The 16,346-nt window shown below is 37.2% G+C and carries 17 protein-coding genes; all 17 read left to right on the plus strand.

The window, feature by feature from the left end:
- Positions 1 to 163: 163 nt before the first annotated feature.
- The 17 genes from rny (at position 164) to miaA (ending at position 16,343) form a co-directional block, all read left to right on the plus strand.
- A complete protein-coding gene (rny, locus tag V6C17_RS12625) occupies positions 164 to 1,690 on the plus strand; it encodes a ribonuclease Y (RefSeq protein ID WP_442891496.1) in 1,527 nt (508 codons plus the stop codon).
- A gap of 197 nt (positions 1,691 to 1,887) precedes the next feature.
- Positions 1,888 to 2,406, plus strand: a complete 519-nt coding sequence (locus V6C17_RS12630) for a hypothetical protein (protein ID WP_333522933.1) — start codon at positions 1,888 to 1,890, stop codon at positions 2,404 to 2,406.
- A gap of 82 nt (positions 2,407 to 2,488) precedes the next feature.
- Positions 2,489 to 3,268, plus strand: a complete 780-nt coding sequence (locus V6C17_RS12635; protein ID WP_333522934.1) for a TIGR00282 family metallophosphoesterase — start codon at positions 2,489 to 2,491, stop codon at positions 3,266 to 3,268.
- 115 nt (positions 3,269 to 3,383) lie between these two features.
- On the plus strand, positions 3,384 to 3,644 hold the full coding sequence (locus V6C17_RS12640; protein ID WP_054260323.1) for a stage V sporulation protein S: 261 nt from the start codon (positions 3,384 to 3,386) through the stop codon (positions 3,642 to 3,644).
- 93 nt (positions 3,645 to 3,737) lie between these two features.
- Positions 3,738 to 5,225, plus strand: a complete 1,488-nt coding sequence (locus tag V6C17_RS12645; RefSeq protein ID WP_333522935.1) for a leucyl aminopeptidase — start codon at positions 3,738 to 3,740, stop codon at positions 5,223 to 5,225.
- A 4-nt stretch (positions 5,226 to 5,229) separates the two neighbouring features.
- Entirely contained in the window at positions 5,230 to 6,045 is an 816-nt protein-coding gene (locus V6C17_RS12650) for a PHP domain-containing protein (protein ID WP_333522936.1), read from the plus strand.
- Positions 6,046 to 6,112: 67 nt separating this feature from the next.
- On the plus strand, positions 6,113 to 6,382 hold the full coding sequence (locus V6C17_RS12655) for a translation initiation factor 2 (RefSeq protein ID WP_333522937.1): 270 nt from the start codon (positions 6,113 to 6,115) through the stop codon (positions 6,380 to 6,382).
- Between the two features lie 112 nt (positions 6,383 to 6,494).
- Positions 6,495 to 7,325, plus strand: coding sequence for an Asp23/Gls24 family envelope stress response protein (locus V6C17_RS12660; RefSeq protein ID WP_333522938.1), 831 nt, complete (start codon positions 6,495 to 6,497; stop codon positions 7,323 to 7,325).
- Between the two features lie 13 nt (positions 7,326 to 7,338).
- Complete coding sequence (locus V6C17_RS12665) at positions 7,339 to 7,695, plus strand: DUF3870 domain-containing protein (RefSeq protein ID WP_333522939.1); 357 nt, start codon at positions 7,339 to 7,341, stop codon at positions 7,693 to 7,695.
- The gene (locus V6C17_RS12670) at positions 7,688 to 8,044 is read left to right on the plus strand and encodes a sulfite exporter TauE/SafE family protein (RefSeq protein ID WP_333522940.1); all 357 of its coding nucleotides are present in this window, start codon (positions 7,688 to 7,690) and stop codon (positions 8,042 to 8,044) included. Before V6C17_RS12665 ends, V6C17_RS12670 begins: the two co-directional genes overlap by 8 nt.
- Positions 8,041 to 8,436 carry a sulfite exporter TauE/SafE family protein gene (locus V6C17_RS12675; RefSeq protein ID WP_333522941.1) on the plus strand — a complete coding sequence of 132 codons (396 nt, stop codon included), beginning with the start codon at positions 8,041 to 8,043 and terminating at the stop codon, positions 8,434 to 8,436. Before V6C17_RS12670 ends, V6C17_RS12675 begins: the two co-directional genes overlap by 4 nt.
- Positions 8,437 to 8,503: 67 nt before the next feature.
- Positions 8,504 to 8,671, plus strand: coding sequence for a hypothetical protein (locus tag V6C17_RS12680; RefSeq protein ID WP_333522942.1), 168 nt, complete (start codon positions 8,504 to 8,506; stop codon positions 8,669 to 8,671).
- A gap of 115 nt (positions 8,672 to 8,786) precedes the next feature.
- Complete coding sequence (gene miaB, locus V6C17_RS12685) at positions 8,787 to 10,145, plus strand: tRNA (N6-isopentenyl adenosine(37)-C2)-methylthiotransferase MiaB (RefSeq protein ID WP_333522943.1); 1,359 nt, start codon at positions 8,787 to 8,789, stop codon at positions 10,143 to 10,145.
- A 38-nt stretch (positions 10,146 to 10,183) separates the two neighbouring features.
- Positions 10,184 to 12,781: a DNA mismatch repair protein MutS gene (gene mutS, locus V6C17_RS12690; protein WP_333522944.1), complete on the plus strand. Its 2,598-nt coding sequence runs from the start codon at positions 10,184 to 10,186 to the stop codon at positions 12,779 to 12,781.
- Complete coding sequence (mutL, locus tag V6C17_RS12695; RefSeq protein WP_333522945.1) at positions 12,778 to 14,592, plus strand: DNA mismatch repair endonuclease MutL; 1,815 nt, start codon at positions 12,778 to 12,780, stop codon at positions 14,590 to 14,592. The genes mutS and mutL overlap by 4 nt, the downstream gene beginning before the upstream one ends.
- A 27-nt stretch (positions 14,593 to 14,619) precedes the next feature.
- A complete protein-coding gene (locus tag V6C17_RS12700; RefSeq protein WP_333522946.1) occupies positions 14,620 to 15,417 on the plus strand; it encodes a class I SAM-dependent methyltransferase in 798 nt (265 codons plus the stop codon).
- Positions 15,405 to 16,343 carry a tRNA (adenosine(37)-N6)-dimethylallyltransferase MiaA gene (gene miaA / locus V6C17_RS12705; RefSeq protein WP_333522947.1) on the plus strand — a complete coding sequence of 313 codons (939 nt, stop codon included), beginning with the start codon at positions 15,405 to 15,407 and terminating at the stop codon, positions 16,341 to 16,343. Before V6C17_RS12700 ends, miaA begins: the two co-directional genes overlap by 13 nt.
- Positions 16,344 to 16,346: the final 3 nt, after the last annotated feature.

Here is a 16,346-nt window from a genome sequence, read left to right on the forward strand (position 1 = left end):
CCTTTAGGGGCTGACTGAAAAGGTTATGCGGTTGGTAGACTTTTTCAGAGAGTCTTGAGACTCAGCTAGTGTCATGCCCTTATAGGGCGTAATCAAGCCACCCGTTTTACGGGTGGGTACTGACTATAATATAAATAGAAGGAGGTGTAACATTATCTTTGAAATTATTTTAACTGCTATAGTTATTGGAATTTTGGGAGTGGGTATAGGTTACTGGATGCGTAAAAAAACTGCTGAAGCACAGATTATTTCAGCAGAAACAGCTGCTAAAAAGATAGTCGAAGAGGCTGAACGCGCAGGAGAAGCAAAAAAGAAAGAAGCTTTAGTTGAAGCAAAAGAAGATATTCATAAGCTTCGTATTGAATTAGATCGCGATACCAAAGAACGCCGTTCAGAGCTGCAACGTTTGGAACGACGTTTAGTCCAGAAAGAAGAGAACCTAGACCGAAAAATTGACTCCCTCGAGAAAAAGGAAGAAATTCTTAGCCGCAAAGAAGCTGAGTTAGATAGAAGCCAAGAAAAAATAAATGACCTTCACGCAAAACAGTTATCCGAGCTTGAAAGAATATCCGGCTTAACATCAGAAGATGCACGCAACATGCTTTTAGCAAGTGCTCAAGAAGAAATTAAACATGAGACTGCAATGATGATTAAGGAACTGGAACAGCAAGCCAAAGAGGAAGCTGATAAAAAGGCTCGTGAAATTATTTCATTGGCTATTCAACGCTGCGCAGCAGATCATGTTGCCGAGACTACCGTTTCTGTCGTAGCCTTACCTAACGACGAGATGAAAGGTAGGATAATCGGCCGCGAAGGTCGCAATATCCGTACTTTAGAAACACTTACCGGTATTGACTTAATTATTGATGATACTCCGGAAGCTGTTATCCTCTCAGGATTCGATCCTGTTCGCCGCGAAGTAGCTAGAATTGCATTAGAAAAACTAATCGCTGATGGCCGTATTCATCCAGCTCGAATCGAAGAGATGGTAGAAAAGGCCCAGAGAGAGGTAGATCAACGAATCAAGGAAGCCGGCGAACAAGCTACGTTCGAAACTGGAGTTCATGGGCTGCATCCTGAGATCATTAAACTTTTAGGGCGACTAAAATATCGCACTAGTTATGGTCAGAATGTTCTTAAACATTCTATAGAAGTAGCACATCTAGCAGGAGTAATGGCTGCTGAATTAGGTGTAGATGTTATGTTAGCCAAACGTGCTGGTTTATTGCATGATATTGGTAAAGCAGTCGATCATGAGGTCGAAGGGCCACACGTAACTATCGGTGCTGATTTAGCTAAAAAATATCGTGAATCTGCTGAAGTTATTAATGCTATCGGTGCACATCACGGGGATGAAGAGCCAAAAACCGTTCAAGCGGTGCTAGTAGCTGCGGCTGATGCTGTATCAGCGGCACGCCCTGGAGCTCGAAGAGAAAGTTTAGAAAGCTATCTTAAACGTCTAACACGATTGGAAGAAATTGCCGAATCATTTGATGGCGTAGATAAATCTTTTGCTATTCAAGCAGGTCGCGAAATACGTATAATGGTTAAGCCTGATAAAGTTGATGATTTAACTTCAGTGCGTTTAGCTCGCGATATTGTTAAAAAGATTGAAAGCGAGCTTGAATATCCTGGTCAAATTAGAGTTACTGTTATTCGAGAAACTCGCGCAGTAGACTACGCAAAATAAAAAGCTATTAGCGACCTTGTTACTTGCAAGGTCGCTTTTAATTTATTATAGATTTTATATCCAACTAAAAGCAATGAGTCATATTTATCTTCCAGTAATTTAAAAGAGGATTTATATAATATCTAGAGAATAAGTAACTTGAAATAGTACTTATCTATAATTATTATCGTTATTATTAAATTACGGATGGTGAACTCATGCCTAAATATCGACAAGACGATGACCAAGTCTCTGATGGTGTTAATTTGCTAATATCTATTCTTGTACGCTACCCTGAAATTGGAACCATCAGTTTCGATCCTAACAATGAATCACTAAAGTTAACTTTTATGCTGTCCGGAATTCCAACACAGCCTGAATTTCTCACAACTAAGAAGCTAATTTTAAGCAGTATTGCAGCTTACCATCAACTTGAAGGCTTAAACATACACATTACGGATGTTCAACTTAGTACTTATGAAAACGTTGCAATACTCAATATTTTTAGGGACGTAGCTACTCTATCTAAAAGTGAAATCGCTATGATTATCGCTCTTCTCCGTGATAAGTTTAAGGACCGGTTAGTTGCTGATCTTAATGATTCAATGTTAGAAGAAGATCTATTAATTCAGGAAGAACTTATTGATAACATGTTAGAAAACATCAAGAAACACCATGCTGCTCATTGCTTGATAGGTATTAGAGAAGATGGACGTGTACTTGTTTTTAATAAATAACTAACAAGATTTTCTAGTATAAACATTTCTAACCAGGGTAATTTAAAAATAATTACGCTGGTTTTTGTTATGGGAGGAAGTTATGAAAATATTAATTATCGGTGATATATGCGGCAGTCCAGGAAGAAAAGCTGCTGCTCATTTTATTCCATTACTTCAAAAAGAACATTCTGTGGATTTAACAATCGCAAATGGCGAGAACGCTGCTGGGGGAGTAGGAATTACAGCTTCAGTTTTTGATGAACTGCTAAGTTATAACATTGATATAGTAACATCAGGCAACCACATATGGGATAAAAAAGAGATCTTTAACTTTATTGACGGAGAATCTAGGCTTATTAGACCGGCAAACTATCCACCAGGCACTCCTGGATTAGGATATTGTTTTTTTGATAAGGATGGAATACGAATTGCTATTATTAATCTTGCTGGCAGAGCCTTTATGCCTCCGATTGATTGTCCATTCCGTGAAATTGATAACATTTTAGAAAAAGTAAAATCTCAAGCTGATATAATTATAGTTGATTTCCATGCTGAAGCAACATCTGAGAAGATGGCTTTAGGTTGGTATCTAGATGGACGAGTTTCTTGTATTGTTGGTACTCATACACATATACAAACATCCGACGAGCGTATTTTGCCTAATGGAACTGCATATATCACTGATTTAGGTATGGTTGGTCCATGGAATTCAGTGTTAGGCGTTGAGAAAGATTTAATTATAAAAAAATTTCTAACAGGCCTTCCTGTTAAATTTAACTTAGCAGATGGCCCGACTGTTTTTTCGGCAGTACTTTTGACAGTAAATGTAGATACAGGCAAAGCAGAAAGTATTACACGAATTTTTAAACATTTAAGTTGAAACTTTTTGAAATTTTTTTATATTAAAAAAAGGAATTTTTTAGGTAAATAAAGAATAACTGATACTGTAGGACTTTACGATTGCTTTTCTTAATTAAAGGAGGGTACAAAATTAAATGGAAGTCTTGAAAGTATCAGCAAAATCTAATCCTAACTCCGTAGCAGGCGCTTTGGCTGGAGTGCTAAGAGAACGCGGCGGCGCAGAAATCCAGGCCATCGGTGCAGGAGCACTTAACCAAGCGGTAAAAGCAGTAGCAATTGCAAGAGGATTTGTAGCACCACACGGTGTCGACTTAATCTGCATCCCCGCCTTTACTGACATTTTGATTGATGGCGAAGAACGAACAGCCATGAAATTAATAGTAGAACCACGATAAAACAACTAAAACCTGTTCTGAGAACAGGTTTACTTGTTTTATTTAGGTAAATATTGCATAATATATTATTAATAATATATTAGGAGTGACACTATGCTGATTGAAATATACGATGGATCAGTTTTTGAACTTTCTTGCGATACTATAATTATTGGTTTATCAGAGAAAGCTATCCACCCAGCTGATATTACTGGCATTATTGATAATAATTTAAGTGGTTTATTAAGTGAAATTAAATCTGAAAACCAAGATTATACAAATTATGGCGAAGTTAATATTCTCAGTGTTACTTCGCCTTTTAAATTTAAAAAGATACTACTAGTTGGATTAGGAAAAATTGAAGATCTTACTCTAGACAAGGTTCGTGCTTTATTTGGTCATGCTGCTCGCTTGGCCCGAAAGCAGCGTGCCCAGTCAGTCGCTGCCGTCTTACCTAATATTGAAAGCTTTGAATCTATTGATGTAGCGAAATGTGCAGTCGAAGGGATGATTCTAGGGCATTATAAGTTTCTTTACTATAAAACAACCAAAACCAACAATACAGATATTACCAAATTCACTATTATTAACACACAATCTAACGAAAATGAGCTTATGAACCAAGCCTTAGAAAACTCTAAAATAATTGCTGAAAGCGTCAATTTTGCACGAGACTTAGTAAATCATCCAGCTTGTTATATAACACCAACTAAACTTGCCAAATATGCGGCTGAAATTGCAGATGAGGATAACCTTGATTTGTCGATATTAGACCGCTCTCATATGAAACAGCTTGGCCTTGATGCGCTATTAGCTGTAGCACAGGGCAGTACCGAGAATCCACAGCTTATTGTCTTAAAGTATACCGGCGACGAAACTAGCAAAGAGTTTATCGCCTATGTTGGCAAGGGAGTGACTTTTGACAGCGGAGGCATATCTTTAAAACCAAGTGAGCGTATGGGGGAAATGAAAGGGGATATGGCAGGAGGAGCTGCTGTACTTGCTGCTATGAGAGCTATTGCTAAATTAAAGCCAATGGCAAACATAATTGCAGTTATACCGTGCGTGGAAAACATGCCTTCTGGCTGTGCCCTCAAACCTGGTGATGTTATTAAGTCAATGGCAGGTTATACTATTGAAATAATTACTACAGATGCTGAAGGTCGTCTGCTTTTAGCCGATGCTATTACTTATTGCAAAAAACTTGGCGCAACTAAAATAGTTGATGTCGCAACATTGACTGGAGCCTGTGTAGTAGCTTTAGGAAGTGTGGCTTCAGGGGTAATTACTAATAATGAAGCATGGTGCAATCAGATATTAAAATCAGCTTCATGTTGCGGCGAAAAAATGTGGCAATTACCGGCATACGATGAATATAAGGAACAAATTAAGAGCGATATAGCTGACTTGAAGAATTCGGGTGGAAGGATGGCTGGGGCGATAACTGCAGGCCTGTTTCTTGAGAAATTCGCTGATAATACTCCTTGGGCTCATATTGACATAGCCGGGACTTCTGACATTGAGTCAGATAAAGGTTATAATGTGAAAGGAGCAACTGGAGCGGCAGTTCGAACACTTATTCACCTTGCCGTTAATCAGTAAGATAATGATGAAAACAGATCTTCATATACATACAACTGCGTCCGATGGACGTTTAACTCCTTTGGAAATTTTAAACCACGCAATTGAGGTTGGCCTTAATCATATATCTATTACAGACCATGACACGGTAGATGGTCTCTTAGAGCTTCACGAACTTGGCTATTTAGCTAATAAAAAAATAACAATTATTACTGGTATAGAATTTAGTACAGATCTACCACTTAATGAAGTACATATTTTGGGCTACAATATTGATATCTTTAGTTGTGAGCTCCAGAAACAGCTTGATTTAATCATCAGAGATCGCTGGGATAGGGTCAATCGTACTATTGAAAAACTTACCGAACTCGGCTACGCTGTAGAATTTGACCGTATTGTAGAATTAGCTGGAAATACTACATCAATTGGGCGTCCGCATATAGCAAGAGCATTAGTCGAAAAAGGATATTTTCCAACTGTTACAGAAGTGTTTAATACACTTCTATATAAAAATGGTCCTGCTTATGTCCCACACTATAAACTTAGCTATACCTCAGTTATAAAACTTATCGAACAATCTGGTGGTATTTCTGTTCTAGCTCACCCGGGCTTAGTTGAGGATGATACTATTGTAGATGATATAATTAATTCAGGTATTAATGGGATTGAAGTATATCATCCACGCCATAACTCCACACAGATAGAGAAATATTTAGAATTGGCTAAAAGAAATAATCTAATAGTTACCGGCGGATCGGATTTTCACGGTATTCCATCACGTTTTCCGCATAAACTGGGTGTCTTCACATCATCTACTAATATCCTGGATTATATTGAATAATAGTTTAGTTATTTAATGCGTTAGATAAGAATATATTATGATACAGTAATTTTTCAGGAGGATGGTTATGGCAGAAGACATCAGCCTGATTACAGAACTTCGTACTCGGATAAGGGAACTAGAAGACAAAGTTGAAGCATTGCGGATTAGTCGTCGCGTACTAATGAATCTCATTGATACTTTAGAAAATGACAAACGGGAAACATTATCACAACTAGTAAATAAAAATGAAAAGTTGCAGAAGAATAATTGTAGATACGCGAAGGCAATAATGTGCCAGAATCTAAAAATTACAAAACTAGAACAAGAACTTAAAAATTTATCATCTTCTACTTGACAACACCTGCAAAGGTGTTTATTTTTATACTATTGGGAAATACAATATATGTTCGATAATTATTAATGAAGATAATAAATAACCTTTTGTAACAGGCTATAGGAGGCCAATAATGGAAGTTTTCGCATTAGTTGGACCAAGCGGCACTGGTAAAAGCCATCGGGCATTGATAGTAGCACACGAGCATAATATCGACAGTATCATTGACGATGGTATTTTAATTAAAGATAGTAAAATTATAGCTGGTCATTCTGCAAAAAAAGAGCCCAGTAAGATACAGGCTGTTAGGCGAGCAATTTTTATGCATCCTGAACATGCGGAAGAAGTAAGAGATGCAATACAAACAGTTAAACCTAATCGTATACTAGTTTTAGGTACTTCAGATAATATGGTTGAAAAAATTGTTAATATTCTTGAATTACCTCCAATAACAAAAATAATTAGAATTGAAGATATCGCAACTAAAGAGGAAATTGCCAAGGCTCGTGAAAGTAGACTTAAGGAAGGAAAACATATTATACCTGTTCCAACAATTGAATTGAAACCTCATTTCTCTGGCTATATGATTGATCCGTTAGAAATATTTTTTAAAAAGCCCCAAACGAAACGACGCAAAATTGGAGAGAAATCCATCGTCCGACCTACATTCAGTTATTATGGCAAGCTCTTAATTTCTGATGCTGCAATTGCAGCTATTGTTGATTACGTTGCGACGAATGAACTGTCTATAACTCGCACCTCTCAGATAAAAATAAAGAACTTTCAAGAAAAGGATAAGGAAAAAGGAATTTCTATAAGTTTAGACGTTACCATAAGATATGGAATTTCTATATGGGATATAGTTAGACAGACGCAAACTAGAGTCAAAGCAATGGTTGAACAAATGACTGGCTTAACCGTTAGAGAAGTAAATGTCGCAGTAAAAAGTCTAAGTATAGACTAACAGGAGGAAGGCAATGGTGGATCCCAACTTAGTATTATTCTCTGGTTATGCGAAGCTGCCTACAGGAATCACTGCGAGTGAGCTTTATAAAATTATTGGTGTAATTGTTTTAGTTAATATGGACACAGGAAAAATAGTTGAAGCTGATTGCACTTTAGCAACTCAACTTGCTAGAAAGCATGTTTCAGCTGCTTTGGTTGGTCATAATCTTACTGACGGTCCTGACCAATTGTCAAATCTTATCGATAAAATATATCAAGGCAATGCTAAAAAAGCAATAATAACAGCACTCAGAATAATTTATGATAAATATCGTAGCTACAATTCGGAAAACCACCCATATTTAGATATGGAAAAAAGCTATGAGTGAAAAGGTTAAACTATTGTTTATTGGTTTATCTGCCGGTATATTGAGTGGCTTACTTGGGGTAGGAGGAGGTATTATACTTGTACCTGCGATGACTCATTTTCTAAATCTTACTCAACATAAAGCTCACGCAACTTCGCTAGCTATAATTGTGCCTACCGCACTAATCAGTAGCATAATATACGGTCTTCATGGTAATATTCAGTTAAGAGAGGCAGTATATTTAGCTATAGGTAGTTCAGCAGGAGCGATGCTGGGTGCAAAGCTAATGACTAAGATATCGGCTAATCAGCTTAAATTAGTGTTTGGATTACTGCTCATTACTATTGGAATAAGGATGGTAATGCTTTGATTACTATACTTGTTATTATATTGACTGGACTAGCTGCTGGTGTATTGAGTGGTCTATTAGGAGTTGGCGGAGGAGTTATACTGATACCGGCAATGTACTTTATTTTAGGCATTGATCAGCATACCGCACAGGGTATTTCCTTGGTGGTGATTATTCCTACGGCATTAGCAGGAGTATGGCGCCTCCAAAAAGAAAACTTAATTGATTTTAAAATAGTAATTTATGTTTCAATTGGCGCAATCTTTGGAGCACTTATCAGTGCTAGTCTCGTTCAAACTGTTTCTACTTATTTTCTAAGAACAGGCTTTGGCCTTTTTATTATAGCTATTGGGATAAAAACATTAGTCGGTCTAATAAAATCAAAAAAGACTAGTGGCGAACAGGCGAAATAAATTACCACCAACGCATAAAATGTCTTACTTTTGATATTCTAACTCTATAACTTAATTGGAGGGCAAAATGCGCTATATAGTTATGGATACAGATGAAACTGTTTTAGTAAAAGATCTTATTTCCGGTAAATCCTTTGAATTTGACTACTTTGATGATGCAAGCGAATTCGCGCAGGCTCTAAACCAGCAATATCTTTCTAATAAACAGGATAACCACACTAGAAATACGCACTAAAGTGCGTATTTATTCATTTTCTGTATCTTATATGAACTATCGTTATTAGTCTAATATTTGTTTGTAATCCATATTTAAGATATAATACCAATAGATATTATTAGGAGAGATGATTATGACCGAAAATTTAGATACAAACAAAAAATCTAATCAATCAGAAAATAAAAAGTTTTTCACTACTATAACATACGGCTGTCAGATGAATGAAAATGATTCAGAAAGGTTATCCGGGCAGCTCAAAAGTATTGGATATGAATATTCCGATAAGTTAGATGAAGCTGATATAATACTAATTAACACTTGTTGTGTGAGAGAAAGTGCCGAAAAGAAAATATACGGCAAAATAGGTGAGCTTAAGCGCCTCAAGTCAGTAAATCCTAACCTTATAATTGGCATAACGGGCTGCATGGCTCAGAAGGATCGTGACGAACTTTTTAAAAAAGCTCCACATATTGATTTAGTTATGGGCACCCATAACGTCCATACATTAGTAGATCATATCAAAGAGATTGAAGAGTCTAAAGGTAAAGTTCTCGCAGTTTGGGACCAAGCGGAGCGTTTAGCGCCAAATGTTCCAACAGTCCGAAAAGGACAAATTTCTGCCTGGGTTCCAATTATGTACGGGTGTAATAATTTTTGCACTTACTGTATAGTTCCATATGTACGCGGTAGAGAACGCAGCCGTCCTATAAAAGATATCGTCGAGGAAATTAACCAATTAGGTGAAGAAGGATTTAAAGAAATAACACTTCTGGGTCAAAATGTAAACTCATATGGTAAAGATAGTGAAGAAGGCGATTTTGCTGACCTTCTAAAAGCTGTAGATAGTGTTAATAACATAGAACGGATTCGTTATATGACTTCACATCCAAGAGATATGAACGAAAAGGTTATCAATACCATTCGTAACAGCAAAAACATATGTGAGCAATTCCATCTTCCTATTCAATCAGGAAGCAACACGATACTAAGTCGAATGAATCGCGGCTACACCACTGAATACTATCTCGACTTAGTGCAAAAAATTCGAAGTCTAATGCCTGAAGCATCCATAACTACTGATATTATTGTAGGTTTTCCTGGGGAAACCGAAGAATTATTTGAAGAGACACTGGCATTTATCAAGAAAGTTAAGTATGATGCCGCTTATACATTTTTATACTCACAACGCTCAGGTACGCCTGCTGCAACAATGGAAGAACAAATACCTTTAGCTGTAAAGAAAGCACGTCTGCAGAAGCTAATGGAAGCGCAAAATGAAATTAGCTTGCACCTTAATAAACAGCTTGAACATCGCATTGTGGAAGTGCTCGTTGAGGGTGTTAGCAAGTCGGACGATAATAAACTAATGGGGCGGACACGCACAAACAAAATTGTAATCTGGGAAAAAGTCGGAATAGAAAAAATTGGACAACTAGTCCAGGTAGAAATAAAAACTGCCCAAACTTGGGTTCTTAAAGGTAGCTTGGTTTAGATATATAAATGTATTTTTCAGGAAGAGGAGAACAGACAATGGTTGCCAGCTGTACCCCAATGATGGCGCAATATAAAGAAATTAAAAGCAGCCACCCTAATGAAATTCTATTTTTTCGATTGGGTGACTTCTATGAAATGTTCTTTGATGATGCTGAAGTAGCATCTCGAGAGCTTGAAATTACATTAACTTCACGCGACGGCGGACAAAATAGCCGAGTACCAATGTGTGGAATACCCTATCATGCTGCTGAAAACTATATCGCAAAACTAATTAACAAGGGATTTAAAGTTGCTATCTGCGAGCAAGTGGAAGATCCTAAACAGACAAAAGGGATTGTACGCAGAGAAGTTGTAAAGGTAATTACTCCTGGCACAGTACTATCAGAAACACTCTTACCTGATAAACATAATAATTATCTGGTAGTTTTGTATGAACATAATAAAATAATTTCTATTGCGGCAACTGATATTTCAACAGGAGAATGTCTTTGGGCCCAATTTCAAGGCACTCACCGTATCCAAGCAGTCTGTGATCAGTTGTATTTACTAACACCGATTGAGCTTGTTATCGGTGGGGAGATTGAAAACATTGATGATATATATGCCTTTGTCGACAATAGACTTTCTAAATGCACAATAACTCCTTTTTCTGATTTTAACACTGAAATTATTTCCAGTTTATTAAATCAGCATTTTTCCTCGAATGTTTTGCCCGAAGAACTTAGTTCACGCACGGCTGTTGGTATATTACTGTACTATTTGCATCAGACAATCAAAACAGATTTATCACATGTAAACACTTTGGGATATATAAACTCTGCCGACAGCCTAGTATTAGACGCATCAACTCTTAGAAACTTAGAAATCACTCGAAATATGCGCGATGGCTCTAAAAAAGATACTCTATTAAGTGTTCTTGACTATACTAATACTGCAATGGGCGGACGTCTTCTACGAAAATGGCTTGAATATCCACTTCTTCAACATACCAAAATTATTAAACGACAAGAAGCGATAGCAGAGATGTTAGAAAAACCTTCTACGCGCCAAGCGTTACAAAACCTTTTGTCGTATGTGTACGACTTTGAACGAATTCTTACCAGAATAGAAGTAGGGACGGCTAACGCTCGCGATTTAATCGCTCTCAAGAACTCACTTGCTATAATACCGGCCTTACAGGATATGTTATGCCAATTTGATGCTCGCTTGACTTCTGAAATAAAGTCACTAATCAGTCCACATCAAAATATTGTTTCGTTGATTGATAGTTCAATTAACGAAACACCGCCAATTTCGCTGCGTGATGGCGGCCTAATTAAGCCTGAATATCATTCAGAATTAGATGAGCTAAGAAGTATAGCAAAAGATAGCAAACAATGGATTCAGGATTTAGAGGCAGCTGAAAGAGAGAGGACAGGAATAAAGTCCCTTAAAATTGGCTATAACAAAGTTTTTGGTTATTATATTGAGATTACTCATACTCATAGCACACTAGTTCCGAATAGCTATATTCGTAAGCAAACACTAGCAAATGCAGAGAGGTATATAATACCGGAACTAAAGGATTTTGAAACAAAAGTGTTAGGTGCACAAGAAAAAATAGTTTCTTTAGAATATCAGCTTTTCACTGATATAAGAAATATTATCAAAAGCAATATCAGAGAAATTCAATCGACTGGGCGTGGTATTGCTCATCTCGATATCATAATTAGCCTCGCTGAAGCAGCTTCACGGCATAATTACTGCAAGCCAAATATAGTGACTAATGGTCAGATATCCATTAAAGATGGCAAACACCCTGTTGTTGAACGCCTGTTAAAACGTGAATTATTTGTTCCAAATGATACATCGCTCAACCATACTGATAGTGAAATAATGATAATCACTGGACCTAATATGGCAGGAAAATCAACTTATATGCGACAAGTAGCTATATTGGTGCTAATGGCTCAAACCGGCAGTTTTATTCCGGCTCGAGAAGCAAGCATTTCACCAGTTGATCGTATTTTTACTAGAGTTGGAGCAAGTGATGATTTATCCTCTGGGCAGAGTACTTTTATGGTTGAAATGAACGAAGTCGCCCAAATATTAAAGCATGCTACGGATAGGAGTCTAATAATACTTGACGAGATTGGACGCGGCACCAGTACTTTTGATGGTATGAGTATTGCGCGCGCTGTATTGGAATATATAAAAGATCGAGTGAAAGCTAAAACACTTTTTGCAACTCATTATCACGAGCTAACAGTACTTGCAGATCACTATAAAGGTGTTCAAAATTTTAGCGTTGCAGTAAAAGAACGCGGTAAAGAGGTTGTCTTTTTGAGGCGCATCATTTCTGGAGGCGCTGATAAAAGCTATGGCATTCATGTTGCACAGTTAGCCGGTTTACCAAAAAAGCTGATTGAAAGGGCTACTGAAATTCTTGATGAATTAGAACAAACTCATTCGGTACAGCCTACTCCAAACGATGACATAAAAAACCCGAACAATGCATCTTCACTATCCTTGTTTGGATCATCATTAACTGATGAATTATTAGCAATTGATGTAATGTCTACCACACCACTTGAAGCAATAAATATATTGTTTCGTTTGCAAACCCAGGCAAAGAGGGAGGTTGGACAAGGTTGAGTATAATTAAAATTTTAGACGAGAATACCGCTAATAAGATTGCAGCCGGTGAAGTAGTCGAACGTCCGGCTTCAGTTGTTAAAGAGTTAATCGAAAATTCAATAGATGCTCATAGTGATAAAATCGAAATTGAAATAGCTGATGGCGGTATAAGCTATATACGCGTTACTGACAATGGAATTGGAATGAGCAGGGAAGACGCTAGTCGTTCTATATTACGTCATGCAACAAGTAAAATTCATAACATAGACGACTTATCTCGTATCCATACTTTAGGATTTAGAGGAGAGGCCCTCCCCACAATTGCATCGGTTTCACACTTTTCACTAACTACACGTTCTCATAATGAGAACCTTGCAGCATATGTCGAAGTCGAAGGCGGAGTAATCACTGATGAACGTGAGGCTGGCGGAAATATAGGTACTACAATAATTATCCAAAACTTATTTTTCAACACGCCAGCAAGAAAAAAATTTTTAAAAAAACCTGCATCAGAAAGTTCTCACATTCATGATATTATTGTTAAATTGGCGTTATCACATCCTAATATTGCCTTTAAACTAATTAACAATAGCCGGATCGTACTCTCTACTCCTGGAAATAACCAATTATTTGATACAATAACTAGCCTATACGGCAGCAAAGTTAGTTCAGAGCTTCTTCCAATTTATTTTTCGGAAGATGATATTGAAATATCAGGTTTTCTATCAAAACCAACAATATTAAAGAGCAGCCGTCAATGGCAAACTTATATTATTAATTCAAGAGTAGTTAATAGCCGTTCAATTGCAAAAGCCTTAGATAATGCCTATCATTCTTTGCTTCCGAAAAGCGGTTATCCTTTGGCAGTGCTTAATATTAGAGTTCCCGCCAATACTGTCGACGTCAATGTGCATCCGCAAAAAGCTGAGATAAAATTTGCCGACGAAAGTTCTGTGTTTAAAGCTGTTTATAGATCAGTTAAAGATTCACTAACTTTAACACAAACACCGAGTCAAATTGCAGCAACTGTTAGTTCTAATATTATTGCTCGTCCTATTCAGCAGCCGGCACCCAAGCCGCCCCAGGTAACTCCAAGTATTTATAGTTCTACACCGATGCAACAGCCGTTAACATCTTTTTTAGAGACTCCTATTTCGTTTACAAGTGCACAAACATTAATTAGCACTGATTCATTTGCAGATGCTTTCAATAGTCAACAAAACTCGGAGTGCAATAATGATATAGATATTGACGATTCAAATTTCGAGCTTTACCCATTAGGACAAATAAATAATTGTTATATCATTGCTTTTAATAATGACGGTCTCTACATAATCGATCAGCATGCCGCTCATGAAAGAATTCTCTATGATCGTTTATGTAAAACATCTGAACGTATTCCAGCCCAACAGCTGCTAGTTCCATTATTTTTGGATTTCGATGAGGCCGAATGTAATACTATAACTGATAACAATGAATTATTTTATGGCCTAGGATTCAGCATTGAGCTAATAGGTCCAAATACAATGAGACTAAATGAAGTTCCAGCAGACACACCTTTATCAGAAGCTGAAAGTATAGTTAGGCAAATATTAAAAGCTGTTAATGAGTTACATACACCATCAGCGCAAGAACTGCGCCATAGTTGTCTGCAGATAGCGTCTTGCCGCGCAGCTATTAAAGCTGGAGACTCTTTAAATATGAGACAAATTCAAGCATTAATTAGCGAACTATGCTCTACATCCCTTCCGTACACCTGCCCTCATGGTAGACCATCAATAGTAAAATTTAGTCCTCGCGATCTAGAAAAAATGTTTAAAAGAACTTAGAAATCTGTAATTTAATAAGGTGATTAAGTGAACTGCGTAGTTACAACAGCTAATAACCCAACCATCGAAGCCGAGTCGTTAGGTCGTAGTATTGCTGAAGAATTAGCATTACATTACGTATCCCGTAAAGGCTCTCTGGAAGCAATTAAATCTGAATATAAAACTGAAATAATCATAGTTGTAGCAAAAAACAAGATAATTGCTCATACTTCTGGCGGAGAGTTTTTTTTCCACCCCAGCATGGCAGAGCTGCGTATAAAAAATCTCATAAATGGTAAAGATGACCATATGGTAACTTCTATGGGGCTTGCTCCTGGATTATCACTACTTGACTGTACACTAGGGTTAGCAACTGATGCTATTGTTGCCAGTTACGTTTGTGGTAGCAAAGGAAAGGTCTTTGGATTAGAGGCTTCACCAATTGTTTCGTTAATTACTAGTCACGGACTTAAAAACTATTGCTTGGATAATGATGCCCTAAATTTAGCTTTACGGAGAATTAACGTAATCAACGCTGATTACCACAATTATCTTACTTCCCTGCCGGATAATTCCTTTGATATTGTCTATTTTGACCCAATGTTTCGACATCCTGTAAAAAGCAGCTCAAATATCAAGCCGCTGCGTTTTCTTGCAGATAACAGACCACTTGCGATTAAATCGCTCCAAGAAGCAAAACGTATTGCACGTAAGCGCGTAGTTATAAAGGAGACAAAGCACAGCAAGGTCTTTTCTGAATTGGGAATTAAAACCAGCATTGGTGGTAAATATAGTAGTGTACGTTATGGCGTCATTGAGACAGGGGGGGAACTATGGACAAGGTAATCTCCATACTAGGACCCACTGCTGTTGGAAAAACTAACCTTAGCATTGATTTGGCTAAAAGACTTAATACCGATATTATCTCAGGTGATTCGATGCTTGTTTACCGTGGAATGGACATTGGTACAGCCAAACCTAGTATCTTAGAACGCGCAGGCATAACACACCATTTAGTTGATATTTTAGAGCCTTATGAAGATTTTAGTGTAACTAAGTTTACGGCACTAGCCAGCAACAGCATATCTAAACTAAATTGTGACAATAAAATTCCAATACTAGCAGGTGGCACGGGTCTTTATGTAAAGGCGCTGCTAGAAGGATATAAATTCAATATCACTCCAGCAAATGATAGCTTTAGAAATAATTTGGAAAAGCTTTCTAAAGAATTTGGCAATGATCATTTACATAGCTTATTAAAGAAAGTGGATCCAATAACAGCCGAAAGACTCCACCCAAATGATACAAGACGGATTATTAGAGCTTTAGAGGTATACCATGTTGGCGGTGAAAATATATCTCAGGAGAAAACCGCTGATGATGAAAAGTTCATATATGATGCCATTGTTATTGGATTGAATATGGATCGCAAACTACTCTATGAGAGAATTAATAATAGAGTAGATATTATGGTTAATAATGGACTAATTGAAGAAGTTCAGAATCTGCTAGATAGTGGAGTCCCTGCAAGCTGTCAGGCAATGAAGGGAATTGGCTATAAAGAAATAGTGTCTTATATTAATGGGGAGGTGAATTTGACCACCGCAATTGACAATATTAAAAAAGCTACAAGACATTTTGCTAAACGTCAGCTTACCTGGTATCGCAGAATGGAATATATTGAGTGGTTTGATGTTAGTAATGTAGATCAATATGAAGATACTTTGGAAATTATTTACAGAAAGATTGCAGGAAAGTTTTGTCTTGAGTAGAAT

Source organism: Dendrosporobacter sp. 1207_IL3150 (assembly GCF_036763085.1).
Classification (GTDB): domain Bacteria; phylum Bacillota; class Negativicutes; order DSM-1736; family Dendrosporobacteraceae; genus JBAIYU01.